This is a genomic window from Alcaligenes sp. PF14 (assembly GCF_037150615.1).
In the GTDB taxonomy this organism is placed as follows: Bacteria; Pseudomonadota; Gammaproteobacteria; order Burkholderiales; family Burkholderiaceae_B; genus Alcaligenes; species Alcaligenes phenolicus.
The window spans coordinates 144387-159468 of the sequence record NZ_JBAGRS010000003.1; the positions used below are offsets into that span (position 1 = coordinate 144387).

Annotated in this window: 9 protein-coding genes and 1 tRNA gene; 6 read left to right on the forward strand and 4 right to left on the reverse strand. The window is 57.1% G+C overall.

Annotated features, from left to right (window positions below):
* The first annotated feature begins 49 nt into the window (after positions 1 to 49).
* Together secA and WFM49_RS07725 are read left to right on the forward strand one after the other, a co-directional pair.
* Positions 50 to 2776, forward strand: a complete 2727-nt coding sequence (gene secA, locus WFM49_RS07720; protein ID WP_009455031.1) for a preprotein translocase subunit SecA — start codon at positions 50 to 52, stop codon at positions 2774 to 2776.
* A gap of 212 nt (positions 2777 to 2988) precedes the next feature.
* Positions 2989 to 3882 (forward strand): DUF1932 domain-containing protein, encoded by an 894-nt coding sequence (locus WFM49_RS07725; protein ID WP_022983459.1) that lies wholly within the window; start codon positions 2989 to 2991, stop codon positions 3880 to 3882.
* 281 nt (positions 3883 to 4163) lie between these two features.
* Here the strand turns inward: WFM49_RS07725 and mgtE are convergent, their stop codons facing one another.
* The 3 genes from mgtE to WFM49_RS07740 all read right to left on the reverse strand — a co-directional run bounded on the left by mgtE (position 4164) and on the right by WFM49_RS07740 (position 7396).
* Positions 4164 to 5645 carry a magnesium transporter gene (mgtE, locus tag WFM49_RS07730; protein WP_009455029.1) on the reverse strand — a complete coding sequence of 494 codons (1482 nt, stop codon included), beginning with the start codon at positions 5643 to 5645 and terminating at the stop codon, positions 4164 to 4166.
* 21 nt (positions 5646 to 5666) lie between these two features.
* Positions 5667 to 6011: an acyl-CoA thioesterase gene (locus WFM49_RS07735; protein WP_003803527.1), complete on the reverse strand. Its 345-nt coding sequence runs from the start codon at positions 6009 to 6011 to the stop codon at positions 5667 to 5669.
* 185 nt (positions 6012 to 6196) lie between these two features.
* The gene (locus WFM49_RS07740) at positions 6197 to 7396 is read right to left on the reverse strand and encodes a M20 aminoacylase family protein (RefSeq protein ID WP_088451031.1); all 1200 of its coding nucleotides are present in this window, start codon (positions 7394 to 7396) and stop codon (positions 6197 to 6199) included.
* A gap of 80 nt (positions 7397 to 7476) precedes the next feature.
* On the opposite strand from WFM49_RS07740, the gene WFM49_RS07745 reads away from it, so the two are divergent.
* Positions 7477 to 9174 carry a long-chain-fatty-acid--CoA ligase gene (locus WFM49_RS07745; RefSeq protein WP_009455026.1) on the forward strand — a complete coding sequence of 566 codons (1698 nt, stop codon included), beginning with the start codon at positions 7477 to 7479 and terminating at the stop codon, positions 9172 to 9174.
* 160 nt (positions 9175 to 9334) lie between these two features.
* Here the strand turns inward: WFM49_RS07745 and WFM49_RS07750 are convergent, their stop codons facing one another.
* The gene (locus WFM49_RS07750; protein ID WP_009455018.1) at positions 9335 to 10198 is read right to left on the reverse strand and encodes an inositol monophosphatase family protein; all 864 of its coding nucleotides are present in this window, start codon (positions 10196 to 10198) and stop codon (positions 9335 to 9337) included.
* 132 nt (positions 10199 to 10330) lie between these two features.
* On the opposite strand from WFM49_RS07750, the gene mnmC reads away from it, so the two are divergent.
* The 3 genes from mnmC (at position 10331) to WFM49_RS07765 (ending at position 14857) form a co-directional block, all read left to right on the forward strand.
* Positions 10331 to 12196: an FAD-dependent 5-carboxymethylaminomethyl-2-thiouridine(34) oxidoreductase MnmC gene (gene mnmC / locus WFM49_RS07755; RefSeq protein ID WP_336972676.1), complete on the forward strand. Its 1866-nt coding sequence runs from the start codon at positions 10331 to 10333 to the stop codon at positions 12194 to 12196.
* A 151-nt stretch (positions 12197 to 12347) separates the two neighbouring features.
* On the forward strand, positions 12348 to 14516 hold the full coding sequence (locus tag WFM49_RS07760; RefSeq protein ID WP_336972678.1) for a glycoside hydrolase family 31 protein: 2169 nt from the start codon (positions 12348 to 12350) through the stop codon (positions 14514 to 14516).
* Positions 14517 to 14781: 265 nt separating this feature from the next.
* A tRNA-Lys gene (locus WFM49_RS07765) sits at positions 14782 to 14857 on the forward strand.
* Positions 14858 to 15082 lie beyond the last annotated feature (225 nt).

Genomic DNA, 15082 nt, shown 5'->3' on the forward strand with positions numbered 1-15082 from the left:
AGGCACAGATTCAAGCCCTTGCGGCCTCGCCTACATTGACGACACAAGAATGGTTTCATTGCTGAAAAAGCTTATTGGCAGTCGTAACGACCGACTGCTCAAACAGTACCGTAAGCAGGTCGCCCAGATTAATGCTCTTGAGCCTACTATTCAGGGCCTGAGCGACGAGGCCTTGGCAGCCAAGACGCAGGAGCTGCGCCAACGTGTTCAGGATGGCGCCTCGCTTAACTCGCTCCTGCCCGAGGCTTTTGCTGTAGTACGCGAGGCGGGTGTCCGTGTATTTGGCATGCGCCACTTTGACGTGCAGATGCTCGGTGCCATTGCCTTGCACAACGGCAAGATTTCCGAAATGCGTACGGGTGAGGGTAAAACCCTGACCGCGACTTTGGCCGTGTACCTGAATGCACTGTCCGGCAAAGGCGTGCACGTGGTGACCGTCAATGATTACCTGGCTCGACGCGATGCGAACTGGATGGGGCGTCTGTACAACTTCCTGGGTCTGAGCGTGGGCGTCGTAGTTCCCCAGCAAGACAATGCCGAGAAGATTGCCGCCTACCAGGCTGACATTACCTACGGTACCAACAACGAATTTGGTTTTGACTACCTGCGCGACAATATGGAATACCGCGCCGAGGATCGCCGCCAGCGCGGTTTGTCCTACGCGATTGTCGACGAAGTTGACTCCATCCTGATCGACGAAGCCCGTACACCGCTGATCATCTCCGGCCAGGCCGAAGACAATACCGAGCTGTACGTGCGCATGAACGTGGTTCCGCCCATGCTGACCCGCATGACGCAAGAGCCTCGTCCACACGAGCCCGAGCCCGAAGGCGACTTCTGGGTCGATGAAAAGGGCCAGCAGGTTCATATTTCCGAAGCCGGTCACGAACGTGCCGAGCAGATCCTGACCGAAATCGGTTTGCTTCCCGAAGGCGAGTCGCTGTACGAACCGCGCCACATTTCCCTGATGCACCACCTGATGGTCGCTCTGCGCGCCCACAACCTGTTCTTCCGCGACCAGCAATACGTGGTCCAGGACGGCGAAGTGGTGATTGTGGACGAATTTACCGGCCGTTTGATGGCTGGTCGCCGCTGGTCGGATGGCTTGCACCAGGCTGTGGAAGCCAAGGAAGGCGTTCGCATCCAGAACGAAAACCAGACGCTGGCTTCGATTACTTTCCAGAACTACTTCCGTATGTACGACAAGCTGTCGGGCATGACGGGTACGGCCGATACCGAAGCCTATGAGTTCCAGGAAATCTATAGTCTTGAAACCGTCATCATTCCACCGAATCGTCCGCTGGCCCGCAAGGATCAGAACGACCAGGTCTTCAAAACCGATGACGAGAAGTTCAATGCCATTCTGAAAGACATTCAGGACTGCCACGAGCGTGGTCAGCCTGTACTGGTAGGTACCACCAGCATTGAAAACTCCGAGCTGATTTCCACACGCTTGAATGCCGCTGGCGTCAAGCACGAGGTGCTGAACGCCAAGCAACACGCCCGTGAAGCCGACATCGTGGCTGAAGCTGGTATGCCCGGTCACGTGACCATCGCCACCAATATGGCCGGTCGTGGTACGGACATTGTCTTGGGTGGCAGCATCGAACGTGCAATTTCTCAGGTGCGTGAAGACGAGTCCCTGAGTGCCGAGCAGAAAGAAGCCAAGATCCAGGCTATTCGTGCTGCTTGGGAACCGCTGAACCAGCAGGTCAAACAGGCTGGTGGTTTGCGCATTATTGGTACCGAGCGTCACGAATCCCGCCGTATCGACAACCAGCTGCGTGGTCGTGCCGGTCGTCAGGGTGACCCAGGTTCCTCGCGTTTCTACCTGTCGCTGGAAGATTCGCTGATGCGCATCTTCGCCGGTGATCGTGTGCGCGCCATCATGGAGCGTCTGCGTTTGCCGGAAGGCGAGCCTATCGAAGCCCGCATGGTGACTCGTTCCATCGAATCCGCTCAGCGCAAGGTCGAGGCCCGCAACTTCGATATTCGTAAACAGTTGCTGCAGTATGACGACGTGGCCAACGATCAGCGCAAGGTGATCTACGCCCAGCGTAATGAAGTGCTGGAGTCGGCTGATATTTCCGACACCATCAGCAGCCTGCGCGAAGCCGCCGTCAGCCGTCTGTTCCGTGAATACGTGCCGCAAGACACCATGGAAGAGCAATGGGATATTCCCGGCTTGACCACCGCTTTGCAAAGCACCTTCCAGATTGAGCTGCCTTTGGCTGAAATGCTGGAGAAAGAATCCAATCTGACCGACGATGACTTGCATGATCGCGTTATCGAAGAATCCCAGCGTCTGCTGCAAGCCAAGATTGATCTGGTGGGGCAGCCTAACTGGGGCAACTTCGAGCGCTCCGTGCTCTTGCAGTCCATTGATACGCAATGGCGTGGCCATTTGCAGGCCCTGGATCACCTGCGTCAGGGGATTCATCTGCGCGGTTATGCCCAGAAAGACCCCAAACAGGAATACAAGCGTGAAGCTTTCGAGCTGTTCTCCGACATGCTGGACCGTGTGCGTGATGAAGTGGTCAAAGTGCTGATGACCGTGCGTATTCAGACTCCGGAGCAGGTCGAGGAAGCCGCGGTTGAGGTTCCTGCCAATTCCAATGTCCGTTTCCATCATTCGGATTACGATGCTGCCTTGAGCGGTGAAGATCCCGGTCTGGACGAAGCGGCCAAGGGCGAAGTGCCACGCGTAGGCCGTAACGATCCTTGCCCATGCGGCAGCGGCAAGAAATACAAGCAGTGCCATGGGCGCTTGAACTGATTCTGACTCAAGCTGCCCAGCCTGCAGGCTGCGAGATCAAACCCCATGAGCCCCTGGCGCATGGGGTTTTTTCTTGGATGCCAGTTTTGTTGCTGCGAACTGATCTGTGAATGGTTATATCCCGCTCATGCAGGGCCGTTTTTCCCTGTAAGCTACAGGACGCAGCTTGGTGCTACCGGCTGCAGCTGATCGTTTCTTCTGTGTGTTTTTCTATGACAACATCTCCCTTATTGCATCGTGTTGCCCTGATCGGGGCGGGCGAAGTCGCGCATTTTTATGGTGCTGCCTTGAAGTCGGCTGGTGTGCAGGTGCCGTTTATCCTGGTGCGCCGGGAAAGTGCCGCAGCCGGCGAACTGGCGCAGCAATTGGGAGCGAAACTGTGTTTGCAGGCGGATACGGATTGGCGGAGTCTTGACGGCGTGTTGTCGGCAGTGACGGGAACACAGGCAGACATAGTGGCCAAGGCCGTCATGCCGCATTTGTCTGTGGGAACGCTGTACATGGATTTGTGTACGGCCGAGCCCCAGGACATGGAGAGCATGGACGCTTTGGCGCGACAGCATGGAATCGAGCTGGCTGACCTGGCGATTATGGGCTCTGTGCCCTCTACAGGCGCTCAGACGGCTTTGTTGGCGGCAGGGCAAGGGGCAGGCAGGGCTGCGGCGTTTTGGCAGGCTCAGGGCGCTTCTGTGCGTATCTTGCCGGGACAGGCGGGGGATGCAATGCGCTTGAAGCTGCTGCGCAGTTTGATGACCAAGGGGCTGGAGGCCTTGGGAATTGAAAATTTGATGCTGGCCGAGCGCATGGGTTTGCGGGCCGAGCTGTATGAAGTCCTGGAGGATTTGAATCAGCGGGGCTTGCAGGACTTCATGGAGTCCTGCCTGCGCAGCCATCTGGTGCACGGCGTGCGCCGCCGTGACGAGGTTCTGCAAGTGCGTCGTCAGCTGGAGTTGGCAGGCATTGCGCCGCGAGTGACCAATGGCGTACTGGATTTTTTTGAGCACACGGCGCAGACCGAGTCTTTGCAAAGAGCTCAGGCCGTGGGGACACAGGAAAGTCTGGAGGTGTTCTTGGAAGAGGCCCGACAGTCGTCCTCACGCTCTTAGTTGTTCGGAAGGACAGTTTGTTGCTCGCGTTTGAGTCTGAGGTAACTTTTTTGGGGGGCTATCAAGTTTTTCCCTTCGGGAAAGGGTAAAGAGCTTGTGCTTAATAAGATGAAGCACACATACTGAAATTCAACGTTCAGCAGTCCGATATTTAGATGTTCCAGTGGCCGGATTTTCAGGCCCTCTGGGGCCAAAAGATTAAAAGAGTCGATTGATTCCCTTTGATGCAGAAATAAAAAACCGGCCAGAAGCCGGTTTTTTTAATCATGCCTGCAGGTGATTTACAGCAAGAAAACTGTTGCCAGCCCCAGAAACAGCAAGAAACCCAGTGAGTCCGTCGCAAAGGTCAGCAATACCGAGGAGCCCACAGCAGGGTCATTGCCAAAGCGATCACGCAGAATCGGGATCATCACGCCCAGCGCCGCGCCAATCAACATATTGCCGATCATGGCGGCCATCATCACGGCAGCAATGGCGATCGAGTCGGAGATAAACCAGGCAAAGAATGCCGTTACCGCGCTGCCACAGACACCAACCAGAAAGGTCACCAGCAGTTCGCGCTTGATCAATGGCAGGACGTTGGAACCTGTGACTCGGCCGGTGGCAATGGCACGAATGATCATGGTCATGGTCTGGTTGCCGGAGTTGCCACCAATACCGGCCACAATCGACATCAGGAAAGCCAGGATCACGATGTGGCTGACGGTATCCTCAAAGCGCGAGGCAATGAAGGAAGCCGTTGCCGCCGTACAGAGGTTGATCAGCAGCCAGGGAGCCCGGTTGCGGATAGCCGTACGGATGGGCGAGAAAATATCGTCCTCTTGCAGACCGGCACGAGACAGGGCCTGTTCTTCCGAGTCCTCTTGCAGCACGTCCACTACTTCGTCAATGGTGACTCGGCCAATCAGGCGGCCAATATCGTCCACCACAGGAGCAGACACCAGGTCATAACGCTCAAAGGCCCCGGCCGCATCCGAGTCCGAATCCAGTGGATTCAGAGTCAGATAATCGGTTGACATGACAGAGGACACCAGGGTTTCAGGCTCGCTGACTAACATGCGGGTCAGGGACAGTGTGCCTTGCAGTTTATCGGCCCGGTCCACCACGAAAATCTGGTCAGTGTGGTCTGGCAGTTCCTGCAAACGACGCAGGTAACGCAGGACCACTTCCAGGGTGACATCCTCGCGCACGCGCACCATGTCAAAGTCCATGATGGCGCCCACGGTGTCTTCGGGGTAGCCCATGGCTTCGATCAACTGTGCACGCTCCTCGTCCGTCAGGCCGCGCTGCACGGCTGCCACCACATCGGGCGGCAGGTCAGGGACCAGATCGGCAATTTCGTCGGCATCCATATTGCCGGCGGCCGCGATCAGGTCCGCGGCGTCCATGGAACGAATCAGCGATTCACGTGCCCAGTCCGCTACTTCCAGCAGCACGTCGGCGTCGTGCTCGGCATCCACCAATTGCCAGATGGCCTGGCGCTCCAGCTCGGGCAAGGACTCCAGAATGAAGGCAATGTCGGCCGGGTGCAGATCGTTCAGGATGGCCTTGATCTCGCTTTCATGCTGGCGATGGATCAAGCCCTCAAGCAGGTTGGAGCGGTCGTCGTCCTCGAACTGGCGCTGGGCCAGCGATTCCACCACTTCCTGGCGCTTGAGGATGTTTTTCAGGCGATAAAGTGCCTGCTGCGCATCCTCGGGCTCCAGGCGGCGTGGCTTGGGAGTGTCACTGGGCGAAGTAGGGGGTACCAGGTTTTCCTGCATAGGCCTGCCTGTCACGAATACTTAGAGAGGGGGCAGCGGGCGGCTGCGGCGCTCGTCATCGGTAGCCACATAGGTAAGCGTGGCTTCCGTTACCTTGACCGTTTCAAGTTGCAGGCGTTTGCGTTCTGCATACACTTCCACCGAAACCGTAATGGAGGTGCGGCCTGTTTTGATGATTTCTGTGTAGAAACTGAGCAAATCACCCACAAACACGGGCTGCTTGAAGGTGAAGGCATTCACGGAAATGGTGGCAACCCGGCCTTGGGCGCGTCGTGTTGCAGGAATCGCTCCGGCAATGTCCACCTGGGACATGATCCAGCCACCAAACACGTCACCGTGAATATTGGCGTCTGTGGGCATGGGCATGACGCGCAGGGTGGGGGCTCCGTCCGGGAGCGAAGAGATGTTGCTTGAAGTAGTCACAAATACTCCCGTATTGGAAGAAAGGGTGGTGGGACAGATGCCCGTCGCGCGGAGCGCACGCCGTCAACAATAGAACCTGCCATTGTAACGGCCAGCTTTGGCTCCGCTATGAAACATTTGTTAAAGCATCAACGGTGTTGTGCCAGCCAGTCCAGAGCCAATTTGGCCCAATAGCTGGCACCAATAGGAATCAGGGCGTCGTTGAAGTCGTAGCTGCCGTTGTGCAGCATGCACGGACCCATGCCGTGGCCCTGGCTGCGGTGGTCGCCATCGCCATTGCCTAGCCAGACATAGCAGCCGGGGACTTCTTGCAACATGAAGGAGAAATCTTCGGCGCCCATGGAAGGGCGGATGTCCTGACGCAGCTTGTCGGGGCCAACCAGCTCCTTGATGACTTGTGCGCAAAAGGCCGCTTGCTCGGGATTATTGATGGTGGGAGGGTAGCGGCGGTCAAAGTCGAACTCGGCCTTGCAACCCTGGGCGGCACAGCTTTGCTCGCACAGTTCGCGCATGCGGGTCTCGACCAGGTCCAGGGCTTCGGTGGAGAAGGTGCGTACCGTGCCGCGCATGACTGCTTCGTTGGGAATAACGTTATCGGCAGAGCCGGCATGAATCTGGGTAATGCTCAGCACCACGGGTTCGAGGGGGTCCACATTGCGGCTGACAATGGTTTGCAGACTTTGCGCCAGTTGCACGGCCGCCATGATGGGGTCCACGCCCAGATGGGGCATGCCTCCATGGGCGCCTTTGCCTTCAATGCGAATTTCAAAGGTATTGCTGGAGGCCATCATGCCGCCTGGCAAAACCCCGAAGGTGCCAGCAGGCATGCCGGGCCAGTTATGCAGGCCAAAAACAGCTTGCATGGGGAACAGCGTGAACAAGCCATCCTTGATCATTTCGCGTGCGCCGCCAAAACCTTCTTCGGCAGGCTGAAAAATCAGATAGATGGTGCCCGCAAAATCACGGTGCTCGGACAGGTAGCGCGCTGCACCCAGCAGCATGGCGGTATGTCCATCGTGTCCACAGGCATGCATCTTGCCGTCGTGACGGCTTTTGTGTTCGAACTCGTTCAGCTCCTGCATGGGCAGGGCGTCCATATCGGCGCGCAGCCCCACGGATGGACCTTCGCCGCCCGTACCCTTCAGGATACCGACAACGCCTGTCACGCCCAGGCCACGATGTACCGGAATATCCCATTTCTCCAGCCAGGACGCGACTTGATCGGCCGTCCGGGTTTCCTCGAAAGCCAGTTCGGGGTAGGTGTGGAGATCGCGCCGGATAGCCGCAATTTCATGCGACCAGGCGGAAATGGGTTCAAACAGCTTCATGATGCGGGCTTGTCCTTGGGTTTGAACAATAAAGTAGAGTAGAGTTAACCATAAATAAACACGTATTAGGTGACAAGCCCTTGGATACTCAGCAAAAACCTTGGCTCGAGCATTATCCGGCCTCCGTGCCCCATGAGATTCAGTTAGGCGCCGAGCAGACCTTGATCGATTGTCTGGATGCCGCCATGAAAAAGCATAAGGACAGGACTGCGCTGACCTTTATGGGGCATGACATTTCCTATGAACATCTGGACCGCAGCGCGGATGCCTTCGCGGCTTGGTTACAGGCACAGGGGCTGGAGCGTGGCAGCCGTGTGATGTTGATGCTGCCCAATGGTTTGCCCTTCCTGATTTGCTTGCTGGGCACCATGCGGGCGGGCATGGTGGGCGTCAATACCAACCCGCAATACACCGAACGCGAACTGGAGTTCCAACTGGCCGATAGCCAGGCTCAGGTCATTGTGATTCTGGAAACCTTTGCGCATGTGCTGCAGCAAGTTCCTGACAATGTGAAGCCTGCCCACGTGGTGTTGAGTACCGTGGGTGATCTGATGGGGCTCAAGGGCAGCGTGGTGAATTTCGCCGTGCGTTATTTGAAACGCATGGTGCCGTCTTATTCTTTGCCGGGTTCGCACAGTCTGAAGGCCGTGCTGGAGCAGGGCAGCAAATTGAGCCTGAGCCGTCAGCCCGCCAAACCGGATGATTTGGCGCTGTTGCAATACACGGGCGGTACAACGGGCCGCCCTAAAGGCGCCATGTTGAGCCAGCGCAATTTGATGGCAAACGTCTTGCAGGTGGAGGCCGTGGGCTTTCCCGCTTTGGGCGACTTTAAAGGTCCGGCTTACACCATGATGGTGGCCTTGCCGCTGTATCACATCTTTGCGCTGACGGTTTGCGGTCTGTTTGCCATGTATGCAGGTATGCATATGGTGCTGGTGATGAATCCGCGCGATCTCAATTCGGTTTACAAGGCCTGGAAACGCAATCCGCCTGAAGTCGTTCCAGCGGTGAATACCTTGTTCAATGCGCTGGCGAATCACGAAAAATTCCGTACCTTGCCGTTTGCGCAGCTCAAACTGTGTCTGGCCGGTGGTGCCGCCTTGCAAAAAGCCGTGGCCGAGCGTTGGCTGGCTGTGACGGGCTGCCCTTTGATTGAAGGCTATGGTCTGTCGGAAACCTCCCCGGTGGTGGCGGTGAACTCGACGGATTCACGCGATTACAGTGGCACGATTGGATTTCCCTTGCCTTCAACCGATGTGCTCTTGCTGGACGAACAGGGGCAACCGGTTGCCATGGGCGAACAAGGCGAGCTGGCCGTCAAAGGGCCGCAGGTTATGTCGGCTTACTGGAACCAGCCGGAGGAAACCGCCAATGTCTTTACGCCTAATGGTTTCTTGAAGACAGGTGATATCGGTGTCATGGATCAGCAGGGACGTATTCGTCTAGTGGATCGCAAGAAAGACATGATTCTGGTGTCGGGCTTCAACGTCTATCCGAATGAAATTGAAGACGTGGTGGCGGCGCATCCTGATGTGCTGGAAGTGGCGGCGGTGGGGGTGCCCAGCGAGCACAGTGGTGAAAGCATCAAGCTGTTCGTGGTCAAACGTAATCCGTCCTTGACTGAAGCCGATATCAAGCAATGGTGCAAAGAGCGTCTGACGGCGTACAAGCGTCCCCGCATTATTGAGTTCCGTGATGAACTGCCCAAGAGCAATGTGGGCAAGATCTTGCGCCGCGTCCTGCGGGATGAGCAAGCCAAGCCTGAAGCGCAGGCTTGATTTGGAGGTTTGGAGGACGGGGCGACTATTTAGCAAATTGCTAAACCTGGCCTGCAACCTGATCTGTATGAAAAAAGCGAGCCGTTTTTAAATGGCTCGCTTTTTTATCGGGCGATGAAGATCAGAGCAGGAGGTTTGGCAACTGGCCCCGAATAAGGCGTTAAGGCTTGGGTTTGGTCGGACGCTGTGTCAGCGACGGACGCACCATGCCCAGCAACTCATCGGCAATGTGGGCATTGCCTGCGTAGACGTGACCGCTGACGGGCCAGGGCTCTTCCTGATACAGGTCCTGACACACACCCTTGGCTTCACGCACCAGCAAGGTGCCAGCGGCAACGTCCCAAGGGGCCAGGCCCATTTCCCAGTAACCGTCGTAACGCCCACAAGCCACCCAGGCCAGGTCCAGTGCGGCGGCACCCATGCGGCGCACACCACGGCTGCCTGTAATGGAGGCGTTCAGGCTGGGCATGTATTGGTCGGAAAAAGAGAAGTCGCGGAAAGGAAAGCCTGTGGCCAGGACCGAGTCCGCCAGTTTTTTCGATGAGGATGTCTGAATACGGCTGCCATTCAACCAGGCGCCCACACCGTACATGGCGGTAAACAGCTCTTCGCGATTGGGGTCGTAGACCACGGCAATGACCGGCGTGTCCTGGGTCAGAACGCCGTTATCCATTTGCGTGCCGGCCGGGGCAATCAGGGCAACTGAGACGGCATAGTGAGGAATGCCGTGCAGGAAGTTGGTCGTGCCATCCAGCGGGTCGATATACCAGGTGGGACGGCCTGTATTCACGCCGCCGCTTTCCTCGGCCACGATATCAATGTCCGGGGTGCGCTCCATCAGCACACTGATGCAGGCCTGCTCGGCTTCATGATCGGCTTGCGACACCAGATCGTTGTGCATTTTGTTACTGATCACCAGAGAGCTACGGTCCGACGCATAGGCTTGTAAAATAGCGGCGGCGGCATGGGCTGCGGTAACAGCAGCGTCCAGGCAGGCGCTGAGCGGTAAACGTGACAATGGCATGGCAATCCGGTTTTAAAAAAGAAAAGTCTGAAGCTGAGACTTTTCATTGTACGTGTTTGTTGGTGTCAGTTTGATTAAGGCCAGTTTAAGGGGTTAGAGCGTGTGTGAGTGTTGTTATGGGCAAGAAAATTAATGGCTGCCTCTGCGTTTGAGCCCCTGGTCCCGGCTGTTCTGGAATTCAATGAGCGTGGCGTGCCTGTCAGCGCGGTGTATCAGGATAGCTATCACCCGGCAGATGGCCCTTTGGGGCAGGCACGACGGGTGTTTCTGCACGGTAATGGTCTGCCCGAGCGTTGGCGGGGGCGATCCCAATTTACGATTTGTGAAACCGGCTTTGGACTGGGGGCCAGCTTTCTGGCTACCTGGCAGGCCTGGCGTCAGGACCCGGAGCGCAGCCAGCGGCTGCATTTCGTGTCGGTTGAGGCTCATCCTTTCCGCCATTCAGATTTGGCGATTCTGTACGCCCGCTTGCCCGAGGAGTTGCAGACCCAAGCCCAGGAACTGCTGGCAGCCTGGCCCATACTGGTGCCGGGCATACACAGGCTGGAGCTGGATAGGGGACAAGTCACACTGACCTTGGCCTTTGGGCAAGCCGAAACCATGATGCGCGAGTTGCACTGCCATGCGGACGCGTTTTACCTGGATGGCTTTGCGCCCCGTGGCAATCCTTCCATGTGGTCGCGGTCGGTCCTGGGGCAACTGGTGCGTCTGGCTGCGCCGGGGGCGACAGCGGCTTCCTGGTGCTGTGCCGGGCAGGTGCGACGTGATCTGGCCTCGGTAGGTTTTGAAGTGGAAAAAGTCCCCGGTGCCGGGGGGAAGTGGTGCACCATTCGCGCTCGCTTGCGTCCCCACCTGGGACGACGCAGCAATTTGCCACTACAGCAAGGGCGGGCGGTAGTGATTGGTGCCGGTTTGGCGGGGGCGACCTGTGCCTGGGAGTTGGCCCGCAAAGGTGTGCCCGTTCTGGTTTGTGATCCGGCACTGAGCCAGGGCCTGGATGCGACGCATCAAGGTCACCGTCTGGCTGCCATCTCCCCCGTGTTCGCCCTGGATGATGCCCCCTTGGCCCGCTTGAGCCGTAATGCTGTTCTGCATGCCTGGCAGGGCTGGAAAGACTTGCCGGAAGCGGCTCGCCCGCGTCGAGTCGGAACCTTGGTGTTTGGGCAGGCGGGCAATAGTGATGCCGAAATTCAGCAGGCGCTGGAGCGTTTGGCCTTGGACCAGGATTGGGTGCAATGGCTGGATCGTGAGCAGGGCTCGGCCTTGGCTGGGGTGCCGCTGCAAGGCGGTGGCCTGTATTTTCCGCAAGGCATGGTAGTGAATCCCGGTGCACTGGTGGCTCATCTGCTGGATCACCCCTTGATTCAATGTCTGCCAGAGCAGGTGTCCTTGCGAGCCGGCCAGGAGCCGGGGGTGTGGGATATCTGCAATCAGCAGGGGGAGCGCCTGGAAAGCAGCAATCGTGTAGTGATAGCCGCGGCAGCCCAAAGCCTGAGTTTGCTGCCCGACGAGTTCTTAGCCCAGCATCCTCTACCACGGTTGGCGGCCATGCAACGTCTGGCCGGGCAGGTGACATACTTGCCTGCCGACCAGGCTTTGACTCGTGGTGAAGTGACTTTAAGTGGTCAGGGCTATATCCTGCCTGTAGACCCGCAGGGGCAAGTTATCGGCAGCACCTACGAACGTTTTGGTGAATCTGCCCAGGTCAGCCGCCAGGGCCATCAGCAAAATATAGAAAAAGTTTCTGTCATGCTGGCCAATCCCGCTATGACGGTGGCAACACCTGCACAAGGATGGGCCGGTTGGCGCTGTGCTTTAAGTGATCATTTGCCCGTGATGGGTTTTGTGCCGGGCCTGCCCGGTTTGTTTATGGCTGCGGCTTACGGCTCACGTGGTTTGAGTTGGAGCCTGCTGGCAGCCAGTTTGTTTGCCGCTTATTGTCTGGAGGAACCCATTCCTTTGGAGCGGCGTTTGGAGCAAGCCTTAATACCTCGCTAAGGCCCTTTTTTCGAATTATTTCGGCGAAATGTGAAGCAACATTTTCCTTTGTAGCGCAAATACGTCAAAATAGTGGCCTTGTTAAGTAATCTTGAGCGTGACCCTGCGATCAGCATCGTGCCGTTCGCTCCACTCTGACGACGTGACACAATTGTTTAATCATCTGAGTTTGTTGACGACGAAACCGGCCCAGGCCGATTTCGCTTTTGTCGAAACCGATTTTGCGCTGCGCATCGAAGCTCATGCGCCGGGTGTTTTTCGTTTCCGCTGTATGCCGGCTACCCGGCTCGATAATGAAAAGCTCAGTACCCGTGCCAAAGCTTTGGGCGATATGCTGCTGGCCCGCCATGAGGCGGTCAGCGAATTTCAACTGGAAGCAGCCGATTCGGGCTGGCGGATTGAGCAGGGCGAGCTTGCCCTGCACATTCAGGCCAATCCGTGGCGCTTTGAGGTCCGGCGTGGCGAGCAACTGCTCTTGAGCAGTGGCGGTCAGCCATTGATGCTCGAGCAGGAGCCCAATAGTTGCTGGCAGCTGGTTCTGGCCCTGGCCGAGGAAGACGCCCTGTATGGTTTGGGCGAAACCCTGGGCGAACTGGACCGCCGCGAGGAAACGGTTGATACCGATCGTCCGGACGACCGCAGCCTGCCTTTGCTCTGGAGCACCCAAGGCTGGGGTTTATACATCAATACCTTCGAGCGGGTTGAACATGATCTGGGTCAGCAAGACCTGGATGCGTACCGCGCTCGTGTACACGCTGCCGAACTGGATTTCTTCCTGTTCCTGGGTGATCCCAGCGAAATCATCAATCAGTACTCGGCCTTGACGGGTCGTGCCGGTCAGCCCGGTGTCACGCCTATGGGCTTGTGGCTGGATGGCGCTCAGGCGCAGGATGTAACGTCCTTGCGTGAGCTGGCCAATCAGTGCCGCGAGCGGGGTATTGCGCTGGATGTGGCCGTCTTGCCGCCACCGGAGCCTTACGATTTTCAGCAGGACAAGCCTACGCTGGAGTGGGATGCCGCCCGCATGGCTGACCCTCGCGACGCTTTCTCTGCCTTGCAGAATGATCAGTTGCAGCTGGCCGCCTGGACTCGTCCTTGCGTACTGGCGGGCACCAGCTTGTTCGAAGAGTGGGAAGATCGCGGTTGGTTGCTTATCAATGATGACGACGGCTGCGCCTATGTCTTCCCTGGCGATGAGCTAAGCGGTGGACGCGACTACGGTTTGCTGGACCTGACCCACAAAGACGTGTTCCGCATGTGGACCGAGCGCCAGCGTCAGATGGTCGACGATGGTCTGGGTGCCGTGCTGTGCAATGCCCGCTTTGATATTCCGGATGCCATCACCAGCCGTGGTGGCGAGTCGGGCGCCCTGTTGCGTGCGATTTACCCTGTGCTGGCACGTCAGGCCCTGTTTGATGCTGTTGCCGGTCACAAGACACCGCAAGAAGGCGTGGTTGCCAGCCGTGACTTGAGCCCATCTTCCCAGCGCTTTGCCTGGCAGTTGGGCCCGCAGGTGGAAAACACCTGGGCAGGTCTGACGCAATCCCTGAAGTCGGCCCTGGCTACGGGTAATAGCGGCGTGCCTATTCAGATTCATGGCTGGGGCAATGCATCAGCATCGACTAGCGAAATGACGCCAGAACTGTATCTGCGTTGGTTGGCCATGTCGGTTTTCTCGGCAAACTTCAGTCTGCAAGGTATTCCTGCCTTGCGTCCTGATGCGTTTGACGAAGAAACCCAGGCTCAGGTTGCTCATTGGCTGGAGTGGCGTTTCCGTCTGGTGCCTTATGTATTGGGCATTATTGAAGACGCCGTGCGTACAGGCTTGCCGGTACAGCGCTCCATGGCTCAAAGTTTCCCGGCAGATGCCCAGGCTCGCTTGTGGGATACCCAGTATTTGTTGGGTCCTGCCTTGCTGGTGGCTCCTGTCTTGCAGCCCGGCCAGGATATCGAGGTCTACCTGCCTGAAGGCGATGCCTGGTGGGATCTGAGCACGGGCTGGCGCTATGAAGGCGGCACCATCCTGAAAATGACTGTGGGTCTGGACCGCTTGCCGGTCTTTGGCCGCGAAGGCCATATGCTGTGCCTGGGACCGGTGGTCAAGCATACATCCGAGTTCAACTCGGCTCGTTTGCTGGATGAGGTCTGGATGTTTGGCATGCCCGAGCACAGCCCGGTTGTGATGCGCAACAAGATTCGCGTCATGCAGATGCAGGGTTCGAGCTACATCAAGGGTCTGGAAGGATTGAAGATCCTGCCGTCCGAAGGGCTGGAGGTTAAACGCCGTGGTGCCGAGGTTCGTATTTCTCGTGCCCGTTAAGCGCCAGACGAGCCTGATCGTCTTTGAATGCCTCCCGGCATTGGGGTCTGACCTCAGTCTCGGGAGGCATTTTCTATTTTCAGCAGTAAATGCTCCTGGATAGATGTTCCGATTTTGTTTCTGAAACAGGGAAAAGGTCAGGGGCGGGGCCTTAGCAAGACGCTGTTTTCAGGTTTTTTAAAGAAAAACGCCTTTTTCCCAATTATTTTGCATTTAGTGCTTGACGGCTCCTTCGAATCAGGCCATAATTTCATCTTTCAGTAGGGGGTCGTTAGCTCAGTCGGTAGAGCAGCGGACTTTTAATCCGTTGGTCGCGCGTTCGAGTCGCGCACGACCCACCACTAAACTGAAACGTAGAAACAAGGCCGCTCTTAGCGGCCTTTTTCTTTGGGCGCTTGCCTTGCACAGCCAAGGTCACATCCGCGCATTGGCCGGTCGGAAATCTTGCTATACAGTGCAGCCCTCAGTATGGTTTCAATATTTCCTTGGGTTATATCTATCTGGTCATAGTCAAATTTGCTTTATGGTAAATTTCGCTTACAGCTCAGGCTTTTATAACTCGACTG

What these genes read in the sequence shown, in the direction of transcription:
- secA (WP_009455031.1), top strand. Translation starts at nt 50, where the DNA reads ATGGTTTCATTGCTGAAAAAGCTTATTGGCAGTCGTAACGACCGACTG.
- WFM49_RS07725 (WP_022983459.1), top strand. Translation starts at nt 2,989, where the DNA reads ATGACAACATCTCCCTTATTGCATCGTGTTGCCCTGATCGGGGCGGGC.
- mgtE (WP_009455029.1), bottom strand. Translation starts at nt 5,645, where the DNA reads ATGCAGGAAAACCTGGTACCCCCTACTTCGCCCAGTGACACTCCCAAG.
- WFM49_RS07735 (WP_003803527.1), bottom strand. Translation starts at nt 6,011, where the DNA reads ATGCCCATGCCCACAGACGCCAATATTCACGGTGACGTGTTTGGTGGC.
- WFM49_RS07740 (WP_088451031.1), bottom strand. Translation starts at nt 7,396, where the DNA reads ATGAAGCTGTTTGAACCCATTTCCGCCTGGTCGCATGAAATTGCGGCT.
- WFM49_RS07750 (WP_009455018.1), bottom strand. Translation starts at nt 10,198, where the DNA reads ATGCCATTGTCACGTTTACCGCTCAGCGCCTGCCTGGACGCTGCTGTT.
- mnmC (WP_336972676.1), top strand. Translation starts at nt 10,331, where the DNA reads ATGGCTGCCTCTGCGTTTGAGCCCCTGGTCCCGGCTGTTCTGGAATTC.